The organism is Candidatus Ozemobacteraceae bacterium, from assembly GCA_035373905.1.
In the GTDB taxonomy this organism is placed as follows: domain Bacteria; phylum Muiribacteriota; class Ozemobacteria; order Ozemobacterales; family Ozemobacteraceae; genus MWAR01.
The window spans coordinates 1-14,723 of sequence record DAOSOK010000052.1 but is presented as its reverse complement, the minus strand read 5'-3'; the positions used below and the strand labels follow the sequence as shown (position 1 = coordinate 14,723).

The window sequence follows — 14,723 nt, the reverse complement described above, 5'->3', positions numbered from 1 at the left end:
TCGCGAATGCGCCGATTCAGCCTCGATCAGCCCTGCGAAAGAATCCAGTCGACGGCGGCCGGGAGGTCCGGCAGACAGGGTACGTGCGGCGGAAGGTCGGATGGCTTTTTCGGCCCGACGAGAACCGGCGGAACGCCCGCCGCGAGACCCATCTGCACGTCCGTCATCCGATCGCCGACCACGAACGAGGATGCCGCGTCGATCTTCCAGTCGGCGATGGCCCGGATGACGAGCCCGGGCTCGGGCTTCCGGCAGCCGCAGGCCGTGCCGGCCGCATGGCCCGGTTGGGGAAAATCGGGATGATGCGGGCAGACGTAGATGGCGTCCGGTGCGGCGCCCGCTCTCTCCAGTTCCCGCCGCATCTTTTCATGGATTCTCTCCAGGGAGGCCGGCGGGATGATTCCCCGGGCGACTCCCGACTGGTTGGTGACGATGATGAGCAGAAACCCCGCGTCGCGCAGACGCCGCAGGGTTTTCGGGGTTTCGGGAAACAGTTCGAAGTCTTCGGGCCGGGAAATATAGCCGGGATCGGGATTGAGGGTGCCGTCCCGGTCGAGAAAAACGGCGCGGCGCATCATGGGTCGCGTGCCTCCGGGAAAAGGGCGGGATGTTTTTTGTATATCGCATCAAATACGATGTCCGGCGTCAGTTCGGTCATGCATCGGCCGTCGTCGCAGGTCTCCCTGTGGCATTGCAGGCATTCGAGCGTCGGGTGATGGAGCGAGAGGTGCCGTTCCCCGACGGGCGCCACGGCCCGGCGCGTCGTCGGGCCGAACAGGGCGACCGTCGGCGTGTCGAGCGCCCAGGCGAGGTTCATCGGCCCCGTGTCGCCCGTCACGAACAGGTCGAGGCGGCCGAGCAGGGCGATGAAATCACGGATCGACAGCGCCTCGTGCGTCGCGGCCAGCCCGGGACCCAGCTTTGCGAGCAGTCGTCCGGTCGCCGCGCGTTCGCCGGGACCCCAGAAAAGAAGCGCTTTCTTTCCCGTCGCGGCGTGCCATCGCCGGACCAGATGCTCGAAATGACCTTCGGGCCAGGCCTTCGACGGGTAGGTGGCGTGCGCGTTCACTCCGAGAAGAGGTCGTTTCAGGCCGAGTTCCGAAAGAATCGCCTCCGCCCGCGCCGCCGATGCCGGGGGTGCCGCCAGCCGGGGATGCCCGATCTCTCCCTCGACGCCGAACCGGGCGAAGAAATCCCGGAACAGGTGCGACAGATGCAGATTTGGGTCCGGCGGCGTCCACGTCTCGTGATAGGCGTACAACCGCCCCCGGTGCGCGAAGGCGCAGCGCCGTGAAACGCCGCTCAGAAAACTGATGAGCGCGGTCCGGGGGTTGGCGAACAGGTCGAACAGCCGGTCGAACCGCCGCTTTCTGATCCGGCGGACGAGCTCGAACATCTGCATGGGAGAGGCATGGGCCGGGATCTGGAACAGCTCGATTCCCAGGTCGTCGGGAACGACGTCGCCGAACGGGGCCTGGCAGAGAAGCGCGATCGGGCGCAGCCGCTCCTGTCGGGAGAGCATCTCCAGCGAGGGCAGGAGATGGACGATGTCGCCCATTCCCTTCAGGCGGATGACGAGGGTGCCCGGCATGGTCGTCGGTCGCTACTCTTTCAGGAGATAGGACTCGTAGGTTTCGCCATATATATCTTTATTGATATATATCGGGGCGTCGAGGTTCCAGCGGCCTGGCATGGCACTCGTCGCTTCAGCTGTAACGAGCGCCGAGCAGATCCAGTCGCCCGGCCGGATTGCCGAAAGCATTGCCGGCAGGATATCGGGGCCCGTGGGAAACGCGTGGATGTCGCGGTAGGGGCCGATATAATCGATATACACCGGCTCGAGCGTCATGGCGATCCTGGGGGCCATCCGGAACGTCTGGAGGGAGGAAAAATCGGACCGGGTGCGGAGTTCATTCCATGCGGCCATGAGACGGATTCCGGCCGCGGCCATCCGCTCGACGGTCTGTCGGCGGGTCGATTCGAAAAACGGCGGGCCGAACAGCGCTGTGAGACTGCCGGCGGATGACGGTTCCAGCGCGGCTTCCTGCTCGAAGAGGCGCTCGGTGGCCATGCAGAGCCACTCATGCAGCAGGCGGACCAGCAGGGGGCGGTCTTTCGGATCGTCGCCGGGACTGCCGAGAGGACAGGGCGGCGTGACAGCCATGCGCCCCGCCTCCGTCGTCCGCGGGATGAGAAAACGGTCCTGATACCCGGTGGTGCTGATCAGCCTGACGGCCGCCGGCGAAGAAAAATTGCGGCGAAGCCGGTGAATCTCGTTGTTGAAATCGGTGAGCCTCTGCCTGAGCGCTTCGGCGAATAACTGGAGCCTGTCCTGGACCGAGACGGGCAGGGTGGCGCCCTCGACCGGCGTCGCGACGATCACGCCGCGAGGCTTTTCGGGAGACGGGCCCGCCATGTGGAAAACCGACAACTGAACGTCGGGAAACAGGCCGGCCAGAACCTGCTCGGTCTTCCGGAACAGCTCGTCCGGCTGCTCCTGGACGATCCTGCTCAGGACGGGATGGGGCGCGAGACAGCTTTCGAACAGCTGCTGGCCTTCGCGAAACAGCACGTATCGGATGCCGTCGGGCGGGATCAGGTCTTCTTCCCGGTAAATGACGAGCAGTTCCTGGGAAGGGGCCTCGCGTTGCAGCAGGGTGGCGGCCGTGTGGACGGCCCTGGCGGGAATGCTGCTCATCAGGGCCTGCTGGAGCTCGAGGATGAACAGGTGCTTGCGGCGGTTGTCCCGGATCGTGAAAAAGTAGCTGTCGAGCTCTTCCGCGACCGTGTCGAGAAGATCGAAGATATGGTCGGCGGGAAGGAGTTCCGCACCGATCTGGTAGGCGATGCCGAGCACGCCCACCGTCTCGCCCGACATGTCGAGCGGAACGGCGAACCACGTGAGAGCCGGCGTGATGCGCGTCGTCGGCTCGGCGATCTCGAACAGATCCGGGACAGACTGCTCCAGCAGCTCCCGGAGACAGCCGTGCGAGAAAGTTGCCATCTCGAGATGCTCGTCGAAACTGCGGAGAAATGCGAGGGTCGGGTTCAGATGCCGGACGAGACACTTGAACACCGCATCCGTGGCGTCGGTGAGATCCCTCTGCTCGGCCGAGCACGCCTCGAGAATTGCGTCGATATCGGCGCCGAGGCGAAACTTCCGGTCGAAATGCTGAAGTTGGGCGAGCGGCGTGGCGAACGAACAGCGGCGCTCCGTCTTCCCCGTATTGGATGTCTTCTTCACGATTGTCACTATACCAGAACGTAAAGAGTCATACCATTCATTAGATGCACGATCCCGGAAACTCCTACTGGGGTCTCCCGAGCGAAGACTATTGAGTCCCGCATATCAAAAACCAGCTTTGTGTCTCCGTTCGTGTTGAGCTTGTCGAAGCACGAACAGCCACTTGCCGATGATTCCTCATTTTGCCCTTCGACAGGCTCAGGGCGAACGGGTGGCTTTCTTTCATCACGAGTCACGATTTCAGAACTCATCCGAGGGAAAGAATTCCGGCGGCGGGTTGAATTTTCGGGGGAGGGCGTCTATACTGTTGCCCACGTTTCGGACCTTGGAAAGGAGCTGTTCATGCCGATCAAGAAAGAACTTCTGGAGATTCTCGCCTGTCCGGCCTGCCACGGAGAGATCGTTCACGATACGGCGAAGGACACCCTGAACTGCACTTCCTGCCGGCGACAATATCCGATCAAGGACGACATCCCGGTCATGCTCGTGGACGAAGCCACAATACCCGAGGAAGGCAAAGGCCCGAAGGCATTATGACAGCCCCGACAATCTACGTGAATCTGTCCTATCGCCACATGAAAGCCGAAGAACTCGACTTTCTTGCCCTCCAGGGACTCCAGCCCGAACTGTATTTTTCCGGCGAAGATATCGACTCGACGGCTCCTGAGGCCTTCAATGCCCTCCAGGCCGAATTTGCATCGAGAAAATTCAAGCCGATCTGGCATGCCCCCTTCTTCGACCTCAATCTCGGGGCTCACGATCCGAAAATCCGCGCGGTCAGCCTCGACCGGCTCACTTGGTCGATCGATCTCGCAAAGCGGTTTGGCGCCGACCAGATCGTCATTCACCCCGGCTTCGGCCCCTACGTTCTCGGAAAGAATTTCTCGCACTGGTTCGACCGGGCCCGCCCCGCGCTCGATACCGTGATTGCTCATGCCGAAAAAGCCGGGTTGCGCATCGCATTCGAAAACATTTACGACGCCTGCCCCGATGATCTTGCCGCCCTCATCGAGCCGTATCCGGAAAAGGTCGCCGGTGTTTGCTTCGACACCGGCCATTTCAACCTGTTCTCGCAGACAGCGATGAAAACGTGGCTCGAACGCCTTGGAAACCGGCTGTTCGAATGCCATCTCCATGATAATCTCGGCTCTGAAGACGACCACATCGCGGTCGAGGACGGCACCGTGAAATACGGCCCGCTCGTCTCCTGGCTGAACGCCCGCGAGCCGGCGAAGCGTCCCCTCCTCACCCTCGAAATGGAGCAAAAGACGCATGTCATCAAGTCGGTGACGCGCGTGAAAAACTGGTTCGCTGGCCCCGTCGAAACCTTGTAAAACGCTCTTTTCCGCGTAAGATGTTTCGCATGAAACACCCCGCCCCGGCCGGTGAGGGGGCGAAAGCGGCTACTTGATCGTCACGCGCTCCGTCCGCACCGTCCGGACCGCATCGACGTTGATGGATTTCCCGGACCGGGTCGTATAGTGTGCGTTGGCCTTGATCTGCAGCACCTCGACGTTCCATCGGTTCGATGTCATGAGACGCATTTCCGTCAGGTTGAAGCAGATGGGCGTGTTGTTGAACGAGGATGTCGATTCCGCGAAGCCGGTGGTCTTGTATTCCTTCATTTCCGGGGCCTCGATCGTGAATCGCGCGAGAGGCCCGGATGTATCGAGCCAGAAGGAGATGTTCGTCGATGTCGAGGCCTGATTCCGCCAGCAGTTATAAAAGTCCGACGGAAACTTCTGGAATTTCAGAAGCGCAATTTCGGTGAGCCCTTTGGACAGATAGTGCAGCCGCACACGCTCGTCGATGATCTCGGTCTGGGGCCTGGACTGCCCGATGAGGCCGCTGTAGGAGATGGCGAACTGAAGCAGGATCGTCGCGAAAACCAACGCGAGGACGATGGCCGTTCCCTGTCTGCCGTTCGAAAGGCGCACTGAATCGTTTTCCATATCAGTCTTCGCTCAACTTTGCACGAAACGTAACCAGCGTGTAGAACTTTTCGTTCGGATCGCCTTTGTTCTTCCAGCTGACTTTGAGTTTATGGGTGTGAACCAGGTTGGAATAATTGACCGTCGTGTCGGTAAACGTCCATGTTTTCGGGTCGTCCGGGTTCCCGACGTCGAGATTTCGCACCGGTATCAGAAAGCTTCCCGGTCGGTCGCTGACGGTCAGCGAAGAGGTATACTTCACGCCCTCGATGATTTCATCGCCAAGGGTCAGGGAGAGGCCGGGAGTGGCAACCGTCGACGTGATCTCGACCCCGAGATTCAGGTCAAAATGGTGGAAGGGAAACTGGAGACTGGTATTGAGCTTTTCCTGGCAGAGGTTCATGGCCCGATTGAGCGAATCCTCTTTCGCCGTCGCCTTGACGGAAGCGCCCATGACGCCGATGATCGGCAGGAACGACACGGCAAGAATGACGACGGCAAGCATGATTTCCGTCAGTGTGACGCCTTGGGCGGTTCTGCGTGCGGATGGAGTCATCAGAGCCCTCCCAGAGTGTACGAGGCCGCCGGCACCTCGATCCGGCTCACGATGCGCTGGACGACGTGCGTTTTATCCTGCTGCGGGTTCGGATGTTTGAACTGGAGCGTGATGCTCAGCAGACTCTCCGACGCGAGGCCCGTACGCTGGATCGTCATGGTGGCGACTTCTGAGACATCGACGATATTCGGATTGCCTCCAAGTCTGAAGTCTCCGGGGGTCGGGCCCCCCGCCTGATTGAACTTGGCGAGATCGGGGGTGCCGTTGGTGAAAAAATTGAATGGCGTTCCCGTGAAAAAAGCGTGGTTGGGGTTGGTGGTCGAAATCATCTCGAGGTTGAACAGGCCCGGCTGTCCGGGAGTCGGGAGCGCCCGCACGCCGTGATAGAGCAGGAGTCCTGATGCGCCGGCGACGCTTGGCTTGCAGACGGCGAACAGGAGCACGCGCCGCGTGTTGGCCCCGAGAGCTGCGCGATTGATGGAACCGTCCACGAATCCGATCTGGGAAAGGGATTCCGTGAGCTGGGGGGAACCGGCCGGATTCACGACGGCGGCATGCGATGCCTGCTCGAGTCGCTCCTTCAGGCTCGCGAGAAACCGCTCGGCGTCTTTCTGCTTCTGGAGTTTCCAACTCCCCGCCTGGAACATTCCGCTGCCCATACGGTACAGAGAGAACAGCCCCCCGAGAAAGAGGGAAAAAACGACCGTGGCGATGATGACTTCGATCAGGGTGAAACCGCTTCGGGGCTGGATGGGTCGGGTGCTGTTCATGAATCGCTCCGGGGAAATTGGGTCATCGTGTCTTCGGGAAAACCCCCCGGCCTTCCCGGCAGAACCGCCGGGAAGGCCAGCGGGGATCATTTGCCCGGGGTTCGGATGCCGCTTTCGATCGTCCTGATCGTGAGTTCCGAGCCGTACACGGGGAGGGTCGTCTTGAACAGCCGCCTGTTCGGCGCGCTTCCGCCTTTGGTCAGGGAGCCCCAGCTCCACGTTCCGTTGCCGATATTGCAGGCGGAATACTTGTCCCAGTCACGTGCGTCGTCAGCCGCGCGGATGCTGATCGGGATCGCCATGGGGAACTTGATGGAGCTGCCTTCGCGGAAGATGGCCCGGGTCGAGGACTGGGCCGAGGTCATGGCGTTTGCCGAGACGCCGGGCAGGGTGAAGGTCGAAGAGCCGGTGGACTGGGCCTGCTCGGCTTTGTTGATGTCGAAATACCTGTAGGTCAGCTTGGCCGTCGCGGCACCCGAGTTGTCTGAGGCGCCGACCCGCATCAGGACTTCGACGTTGTCCTCGACCTGCATCGTGGCGGGCGTGACGGTCGTGTTCTTCATCGTATCGGGAAGGGCGGAGATCGTGTCGCTGACCGACCAGAGCGATCTGAAGCCCGTATCCTTTCCGCCGTCCCAGATTTCGTTGGTCTTGTTGGCGCCGGGGGACTCCGGCGTCCAGTTGCCGCGCGAGGCGAAGGTCTGGCTGAACGAGGTCGCGGCCCGGAAATTGTTCTCGAACTGATCGTCGTTTGCGAGCGAGGCGTTGGTCGGGAAGCGGGCGAACGTGCCGTTCTTGAACTCCTGGCAGATCGCATACGGATCGGGAGGGATGTCATCCTTCATGTGGATGACGAGATTCAGCAGGGTGTCGAGCGATTCGTTGCCCGAACAGTCGCGCGAACTGACCCAGAACTTGTACGGCTCGTAGTTCGGCGTATTGTTGGCATAATATTTCGGAAGATATATCGGGTTTCCGCCGTTCAGTTCGGAGAGCAAAACGTTGAAATCCAGGGCAGAGTAGTAGGTGTTCGTCGTCGTGTCCTTCGTGCTGGTGATGCTGGGCGTTCCGAGGCCCGTGCCGGGACTGAAATAGCCGTAGCTGGGCTTGTACGCGTTCGGGGCGAGAGAAACCTGCCGGTTTCCGTTCACGCTTGCGACGTTCCAATACAGCTGAACGCCGCGGTTCGATGTGTTGAAGACCGGTTTGAGGTTGTAATACGCCGATCCGGCTTTGCCGTAGTAGTTCGCGATGGTGGTCTTGTTCGATTGGATATTCGAAGAAGAATATTTCGCGTGGGAAGAGATTCCAGAAACGCCGTCCCAGGGGTCATTGTCCGTGACCTGGAACTGGATCGACGACGGGTTGCCGTTCGTTCCCGACTCGAGAACGCGGCCGGTCAGACCATACAGCTGGGTCGGGGTTGTTTTGCCGAAGGCAATGACCGGCGAAACGGTGTCGACGATCAGAACCTTCGTTTTCGCTGTGATGGTCAACTTCTTGGGCAGATTGGGCACCTTCCCGAGAAGGCGCTTGACGCCGTTGATCGTGCCGTAGATGCGCATATCATACTGGAACATCTGGCTCATTTCGATGACCAGCTCCGCCTCGAACGGATCGGTGGGCGGGAGGTCCGCCTTCGTCGTGAAGTAGGCGAAATTCTGGCTGGGTACCATTGTGCTGTCGGAGAGGAGATTGTGCTGAACGTAGGTCGGCTTCCCATCGGACATCGGGGGCACGGGATACTTGAGATAGGCTTCGATCGTAGGTGTTGACCCGGGCAGCCACCGAAGATCATCGCCGGTCTTGTCGAACTGGAATTCAGGGTCGCCGTTCACATAATACGCCGGTTCTTTGGAATTGGTCAGCTTGTCGGCGATGAAATTGTAATTGCTGGGATTGAGCGCCTTCTCGAGGGGTTGGAAGAAGACGGCCTGCGAAGCCACGTCCATTCGCCAGTGATACTCGGTACCGACCCGGATGCCGTGAAACCCGTCGCCAGGGTTCATCACGCCGGCAGCCTGCGGATACCAGTGGCTTGCCGTCAGAGGATTGTTTCCCGCCTTGTCGCAGCGTTGAACGCGTGCAAATTCCTTGGGATCCTCTTGAGGCTTCGGTTCCTTGTCGGAAACGACCGCGGAGATGACGGCATGGTAATCCCGGTTGTCGTCGGTTCCGAGAATGGTGTTTTTATAACTGGCTCCGGACGATTTCATGAAGTTGAATTGTGCCGTTTCCATGATCTGATCGAGCTGATTGGTGGAGGGATCATGGAGAAGTTTGTTTCCGCCTGAACTCGGAATGGCTTTCGTCCCGGTCTTCAACGCGTTGCCGGGATTGGCGAGAAATTTCGTGATCGTGGTGCCGAACGGAACCAGCGTATAGTCATACCAGTCGTAATCGGCACGGCATGTGATAATGAATTTCCCGCCGATGGGGGTGTAGAACCAATTGAAATACGAGCCGGCCGTTGAATCCGACATTGGTTCCGCCGGAGAAACGGGCTCGAAAATGGGGTTTCCGCTGGCGTCTTTCCCTGTCTGGCGAGCGACCATCCAAATCCGCCAGTGATAGCGGATCGTTCCGGGGTTCGTCTGGTCGGTCGAGGGATTGGGATTGATAATCGTCGATACAAAACCGCCGTAGCGCCCGTCGCCGTCGTAATCCGGCGTAACCGTCGGGTTCTGCGCACCGGTTGGAATCGGGTAGTTTTCGACCATGTAGAAATAGAGCTGCCTGGTGTCGAGCGTCCCGGAATAGCGATCGACGGCGTTCTGCTGTGTCGAGCGTTTGTTCGGATCGAAGATCGGAATGCTGTTCTTATAGGCGCCGATGATGTCGAGATACGACTTGTCGCTACCGAGGCTCAACACGTCGGGCGGTTTCGGAACGTTGATGACCGCCAGTCTCGCGCGGCCGATGTCGGGGTCGGTGGACAGTTTCGTGTAGAGCGAGTAATCGGTTATGGTGCCTTTCGCCGGAGGGGTTGTCCAGGAGGCGATGATGGTGCCGACGCTTCCCATTCCTGCGGCCTGCAGCTCCTTCCAGCCCTTCGGGTCCATGGAGACGTCGCGCTTGTAGACCTGGGTGGCGACGACTTTCTTGCCGACTTCTTTCGGCGGCTCGCCCATCGCGCTGATGCGGAAAATGGACTTCGTGAAATCCTGTTTGAACAGGAGCGACCCCTTCTGAAGTTCGCTTCCGGGGGGCTGAAGCTCATACGTATAGGCGTTGTTGAGGGTCCATTTCGACGTGATTTCCTTCACGGTCAGGTCGACCCCGGGGAAGGTCAGGCCGACGAACAGGTTGCCGTCGCCGTCAGCCTTGATGTCGTCGATCTTCGCGTCATTGTCGGCGCCGATCTGGGCGAGGATATTGCTGATCGGGAAGGCGGAGTTCTCATGTGCGCCTGCTTCGTTTCTGACGAATTTGTAGATCATCTTTTCTTTTTCGTCGAACGCGAAGACAATGCCGCCTTTTTGGTTCCATTGGTTGGAAACCGTGACGGCCGCAACGTTGATGCCTGCCGAGTTTCCGCCTCCGTCCTTGATCCATTTTTTGATGACGGAGTTTCCGAGGCAGTAAAGGTAGTCGCTGTTCTCGTCTTTCATCGAGACGCCGAGCCATTGGGTGTCCGGAACAGAGTCGTACCCGACGGCATCGCCCTTGAGCACGTAATTCGAGCTGCCTTCCCCGGTCGTGGTTATCGAATAGTTCGCCTTGCCCTCGGGGCGGGAATAAAAGTAGGTGCGCGAGGTCGGGTTGCCGAGCTTGTCGAGCATCGGCATGAAGGCAGAGCTGAAGATCATCTTGTCGGTCTTGACAGCGTCGTCACCGGACGCGCCGCCGCAGCCGTCGAGACAGCCGGCCAGGGTCGCGCGCTTGATCTGCATGTCGTAGGTCGTCGCAAAGGGCTTTCCCGTCAGCTTCGAGTAGACCGTCGCCGTGGGGTTTGGCTTCCACTGCTGGAGCTGCCAGTCATACTGCGTTCCGCTGACCTTGTCGGCGAACACCTGGTAAAAAAACTGGCAGCCCTTGATGCGGTTCCAGCTCGAATACCAAGCCCCGTTCGGAATTTCATACCACTTTTTGCCTGGATGGACGCCAAGCTGGAGTTTTTTGTTGGAAAATTTTAGCAGGTAGGCATCGGGGTTGTCCGGGGCTGTCGTTTCGACGCCCGGTCCCGCCGATTTGAAGCCGGACCAGTATTTGGGCTTTGCAGCGGTGGAACCGCTCCTCCAGATGCTGCGACCGGCTGGGCCGGTTCTATAGACATCCGTATTGTATCCCCAGTACGAACCGCGGTGGTCATAGTGGATGTAGGAATGGCAGCCCTTGTCGGCTTCCGCGATGGTGACGCCGTCGTCGATGACCTGCCGTTTGATCTTGAAACTGTTGCCGATCGCAGTTTTCTTCGGGTCGCTGAGCGTGTGGATGTTGCGATACAGGTCGACGGTCATGTCCAGGATGTCGACTTCCCCCACGAGATACTGGGGCTCCGTCAGTTTGAAGATGCCCTCGGGGTCGCTCATGCGCCAGATCCCGCGATAGTCGATGTTGCCGGAGGGAAGCTCCGACTCCTTGCCGATAAGAAGATAAGCCTCGCCATTTCGCTTGTAGCGAGCATCCTGTTCGGCCGCCGTCGCGATCGACAGGCAGCCGCCGAAAAAGACGAGAAGCATCACCAGAAGGATCCGTTCGCTTTTTTTCAATTTCATGGGTATCTCCTCGTTTCGGTTTCTTGCGGTCACGCCAGGCAGACGCATCCGGTTATTATTGGACGCATAAAATGTACCGTGTTTGGAACGGCTTACTCAAGGGCGGCTTTGATGACGGCGGCTCCGATGTTCTGATTGACCTTGTAGGATGAAAACAAGCTGGTCAGCACTTCGCCGGTGAGGTCGACCCCCCCGCAAATGATGTCTGAATCGATGAAAGAGGACTTTGCCGGCTTGAGAATCCGCGACCCGTGGTCGAGCCAGTTGCGCGTCATGATGATGATGTTCTCGTAGTACCCCGCCGTGAAATCATGACTCGTGCCCACTTCGCGCGTGAAAGGGGTTGTAAAAATTTTCTGATAACTGAGGTCGATCGGCTCGTCCGAGTCCCTCGCGGGGCGCTCTCTTCGAAGAGAGCGTTGAAAGCTCGTGTTCAGAACGATCTGAATCCCCCGGCGCGCCGCAACGGATTGCACCAGCTGCCGCAGTTCCTTGACGATCGCGTTGAATCGAGCCTCCGTTTCCTCGGGCGTGGTGTAGCCGGGTGCAAGAGAGATGTTTTGCAGATGATCGAGTTCCTCCGTCGCCGCGACGCAACGCCCCGAAGCCGACTGCAGCTTGGCCTGATACGTCGAGTCCAGTTGGGCCTTGTCGAGCTCGAACTGCTGCCGTTTCATGCCCGCCGGCCCCGTCGCCAGATCGACGATGCCCGCGGCGTATCGGTCGTTCAGCTCCGTCACGTCACGGGTGTAATTCCGATGAAGCTCGGTGATTTTCGCGCGAAGAGCCCGGATCTCGCTTTCCAGGGCCTCGATCCGCTGCTTATGCTCCTGGGAACGGCGTTCCATCTGCTGGGGAAGCGTCGCCTTCGATGGTTCGACCCGAAAGGCGGATTTCTGCGTGTCGTATCCCATCATCGACGGGTGCAGGAGAACGAGGGCGCGGAAATCCACTTTTCCGATGAGTGCGCCGCCCGCTCCCTGGCCGAAAGCAGTGAAGGGCGACAGCAGAAGGAACAGACAAAACGCCGGGAGGATTGCTCTTCTCGCGGTCAGGTTCATTGCCGGGCTCCTCAGGAAAGATAAGATGACGAACGGTGGCGGCCGATCGAACCGGTGATGGCCTGAAACAAGGATATCATTTTTCCCCCGGAATAGGCGGCGGAGATGATTCAAATTCCGCAATGACGGAAACGGCGATCTCGATGATTTCCGGGGAAATGCGGTATCGCTGATACAGAGTTCTCACGACGTCTGCCGTGATGCTTTCCCCGCCATGCACCACGAGAGGCCAGGGCTGAATCGGAAGAAACCGCTGGGTTTCGGGGTGTCCGGTGAGTTGAAGCCAGGTCGAGAACCGGTCTTCTTTCGTCTCCTGCTGATCCAGGTCGTCGTGGTTGGCGGTCAGGGCGTAAAAGACCTGCTGTTCGAGGCCTGAAACCCCTCGCCCGAACTCCTTGCCGGTGCGATACGTCAGCGGATACCCGAACGGCACGGGAAAGGTCGAATTCAAGACCACGTCGTACCCTTTTTCCGTCGCGACGCTTCTGACCGCCTCCATGACCTCACGATCAATATCTTTCAGAATACTTCGGGTTTCCGGGGGTGGGGTAAGCTCGGGGTGTTCGATGGCGAACTCCGTTTCCCTTCGCTCGATGCGAAGGCGCCGGGCTTGGTCATCCAGGGCCGCGAGTTGCTTTCTGAGGGACGCATTGCCAGGCTCCGCCGCTGCAGAGACCTGGAACAAGGTCTGTTTTTTTCGGGTGATTTCCGACAATTCGCCATCGAGCTCCTCGAGCCGCCTGTTCAGCTTCTCCGACGACGTGGCGACGGTTCGTGCGACGGCTTCTGCAAAGGCTTCTTTCGAAAGCCCGAGTGGAACATTGTAAAAACCGAGATTTTGGAAATCGAAGAGCGACATCCTGGGATGAAGACTCGCCGCAATTCCAAGATTGATTTTTGCCGTTTTCGTTCTGACTTCGCTTCCGTGACTGGGATAGGCGCAAGCCAGCAGGACGATCGAAACGAAAAATGCCATGCAGCGTTTCATCTTTCGTTTTCTCCTTTGCGGAAAAGAATGGGTTCGGAACACGACGGGAACAGAATCCCCGTGTAACAGGAATAGGACGCATACGTGCGGAGCATGCCAACGTCCTTCGAGTGCAAAAAATCACTGAGGCCGCTTTCCGGAAAAGCGGGACACGGAGCGGAAAAGCGCGGAAATACGTTCAGGAGGATCGTCGTTTCACCGTGCGGCTGCCGTGAGAGAATATCGGACAGCATCCATCTGACGTCGTCCATGAGCACCTTGAGCGTGGGGATCCCGCCTGCCTCGAGAAACTTCGAAAGACGTTCGAGCGTGCTCTTCAGGCCGGCGATCTCGGAATCCATCTTCCTGATCCGGGACCAGGCCTCCTCGAGTTCCTTCGATCCGGGGCGGGAGAGCAGATTGCTTTTGACGATCGCCGATTTTGCCGCTTCTGCCTGCGCGAGGCGCTTTTCGATCTCGGTTCGTTCCGTGCGGATGAGCGAGACGTCCTTGCGTTCGTCCGGCGTTTTGATGAACCGCGCCACTTCGGGGTCGAACTTCTTCATCAGCGGGTGCTCGCGCAACAGGCGCTCGATGTCGATGCGACGATACTCCTGAGCTGCCACCGTGCCTGCGCACAGGATGTAAAAAATCAGCGACGCGTGTAAAAAAAATGATACGGTTCTCATTCTGGCATTGGGGGAATCTCTTTCGATTCCGGGGTGAATTCGGCGCCGGGCCGCCGCTTCAGCATGCCCGTCCGGACCAGGGACTTGATGAACGGGAGATTCGCATACAGATCCTCGATCTTTTCATGAATGGGAAAGGCCGAGAGGGAAAGGATGCTCTCAGGGACCGGATATTCGAAAAAGACGAGGGAAATCCAGGCTGTGCCGGCCGTTTCTTCGGCCCAGGGGCGTTCCGGATGCGGGTGAATCGCCCGAATGCGCTTGGTTTCATACAGAACGAGCTGATGGCAGCGATTGCGGGAGTTTCTGTCCGAAAACAGGGCGAGTTTGAGGGAATGTCGATCGGCACTGAGAACGGCGGTCGATCCCCCTTCGCGGGCTGCAATATCGACGAGGTTGTGGCCCGAGGAAACGAGAACCCAGGTTACGGGCGAATCGTGGCCCCCGAAGATCGTCAGCAGGATATTCAGAACCACGCCGTAGAACGTCGGTTTTTCGAGCCGGTAGACGGTGTTGATCGAACCGTCCGCCACCCGCTCGTGAAGCGCGCTTGCTTCGCTCAGCGGAAGAATGGTGATGTCCGGTGACAATCGCAGCGAACACCGGAGTTGCCAGTCGTGGATCGCCAGACTGCATGCAGATGCGCTCTGCAGGCAGGACGCCAGCCAAATCAGCAGCAGAAGTTTCCTCATGTCGCCGCCAGTCTACCATATCCGAACGCCGGCTGAAAAGAGGTTCATCCGAATCTTGCGTACTTTTCACGACAACTTGAAAAAGTGGACACGGA

Annotated in this window: 13 protein-coding genes; 2 read left to right on the top strand and 11 right to left on the bottom strand. The window is 59.1% G+C overall.

Features of this window, described 5'->3' with window-relative positions:
* Positions 1 to 26: 26 nt before the first annotated feature.
* The 3 genes from PLU72_18595 to PLU72_18585 are packed head-to-tail and all read right to left on the bottom strand — an operon-like array spanning position 27 to position 3,244.
* Positions 27 to 578 carry an HAD family hydrolase gene (locus PLU72_18595; protein HOT30194.1) on the bottom strand — a complete coding sequence of 184 codons (552 nt, stop codon included), beginning with the start codon at positions 576 to 578 and terminating at the stop codon, positions 27 to 29.
* Positions 575 to 1,591, bottom strand: coding sequence for a glycosyltransferase family 9 protein (locus tag PLU72_18590; GenBank protein ID HOT30193.1), 1,017 nt, complete (start codon positions 1,589 to 1,591; stop codon positions 575 to 577). Before PLU72_18590 ends, PLU72_18595 begins: the two co-directional genes overlap by 4 nt.
* Before the next feature lie 12 nt (positions 1,592 to 1,603).
* A complete protein-coding gene (locus PLU72_18585; GenBank protein HOT30192.1) occupies positions 1,604 to 3,244 on the bottom strand; it encodes a hypothetical protein in 1,641 nt (546 codons plus the stop codon).
* A gap of 342 nt (positions 3,245 to 3,586) precedes the next feature.
* Between PLU72_18585 and PLU72_18580 the strand changes: the two genes are divergently transcribed.
* Together PLU72_18580 and PLU72_18575 are read left to right on the top strand one after the other, a co-directional pair.
* Entirely contained in the window at positions 3,587 to 3,781 is a 195-nt protein-coding gene (locus PLU72_18580; protein ID HOT30191.1) for a Trm112 family protein, read from the top strand.
* On the top strand, positions 3,778 to 4,578 hold the full coding sequence (locus PLU72_18575; GenBank protein HOT30190.1) for a sugar phosphate isomerase/epimerase family protein: 801 nt from the start codon (positions 3,778 to 3,780) through the stop codon (positions 4,576 to 4,578). Before PLU72_18580 ends, PLU72_18575 begins: the two co-directional genes overlap by 4 nt.
* 69 nt (positions 4,579 to 4,647) lie before the next feature.
* Here PLU72_18575 and PLU72_18570 read toward each other — a convergent pair whose 3' ends face one another.
* The 8 genes from PLU72_18570 to PLU72_18535 all read right to left on the bottom strand — a co-directional run bounded on the left by PLU72_18570 (position 4,648) and on the right by PLU72_18535 (position 14,628).
* Positions 4,648 to 5,196, bottom strand: coding sequence for a hypothetical protein (locus PLU72_18570; GenBank protein HOT30189.1), 549 nt, complete (start codon positions 5,194 to 5,196; stop codon positions 4,648 to 4,650).
* Position 5,197: 1 nt separating this feature from the next.
* Entirely contained in the window at positions 5,198 to 5,731 is a 534-nt protein-coding gene (locus tag PLU72_18565; GenBank protein ID HOT30188.1) for a hypothetical protein, read from the bottom strand.
* The gene (locus PLU72_18560) at positions 5,731 to 6,501 is read right to left on the bottom strand and encodes a prepilin-type N-terminal cleavage/methylation domain-containing protein (protein HOT30187.1); all 771 of its coding nucleotides are present in this window, start codon (positions 6,499 to 6,501) and stop codon (positions 5,731 to 5,733) included. Before PLU72_18560 ends, PLU72_18565 begins: the two co-directional genes overlap by 1 nt.
* Before the next feature lie 86 nt (positions 6,502 to 6,587).
* A complete protein-coding gene (locus PLU72_18555) occupies positions 6,588 to 11,219 on the bottom strand; it encodes a hypothetical protein (GenBank protein ID HOT30186.1) in 4,632 nt (1,543 codons plus the stop codon).
* A gap of 92 nt (positions 11,220 to 11,311) precedes the next feature.
* Positions 11,312 to 12,280: a hypothetical protein gene (locus tag PLU72_18550; GenBank protein HOT30185.1), complete on the bottom strand. Its 969-nt coding sequence runs from the start codon at positions 12,278 to 12,280 to the stop codon at positions 11,312 to 11,314.
* 76 nt (positions 12,281 to 12,356) lie between these two features.
* Entirely contained in the window at positions 12,357 to 13,268 is a 912-nt protein-coding gene (locus tag PLU72_18545; GenBank protein ID HOT30184.1) for an OmpH family outer membrane protein, read from the bottom strand.
* Positions 13,265 to 13,873 (bottom strand): hypothetical protein, encoded by a 609-nt coding sequence (locus tag PLU72_18540; protein HOT30183.1) that lies wholly within the window; start codon positions 13,871 to 13,873, stop codon positions 13,265 to 13,267. Before PLU72_18540 ends, PLU72_18545 begins: the two co-directional genes overlap by 4 nt.
* Before the next feature lie 59 nt (positions 13,874 to 13,932).
* A complete protein-coding gene (locus PLU72_18535) occupies positions 13,933 to 14,628 on the bottom strand; it encodes a hypothetical protein (protein HOT30182.1) in 696 nt (231 codons plus the stop codon).
* Positions 14,629 to 14,723 lie beyond the last annotated feature (95 nt).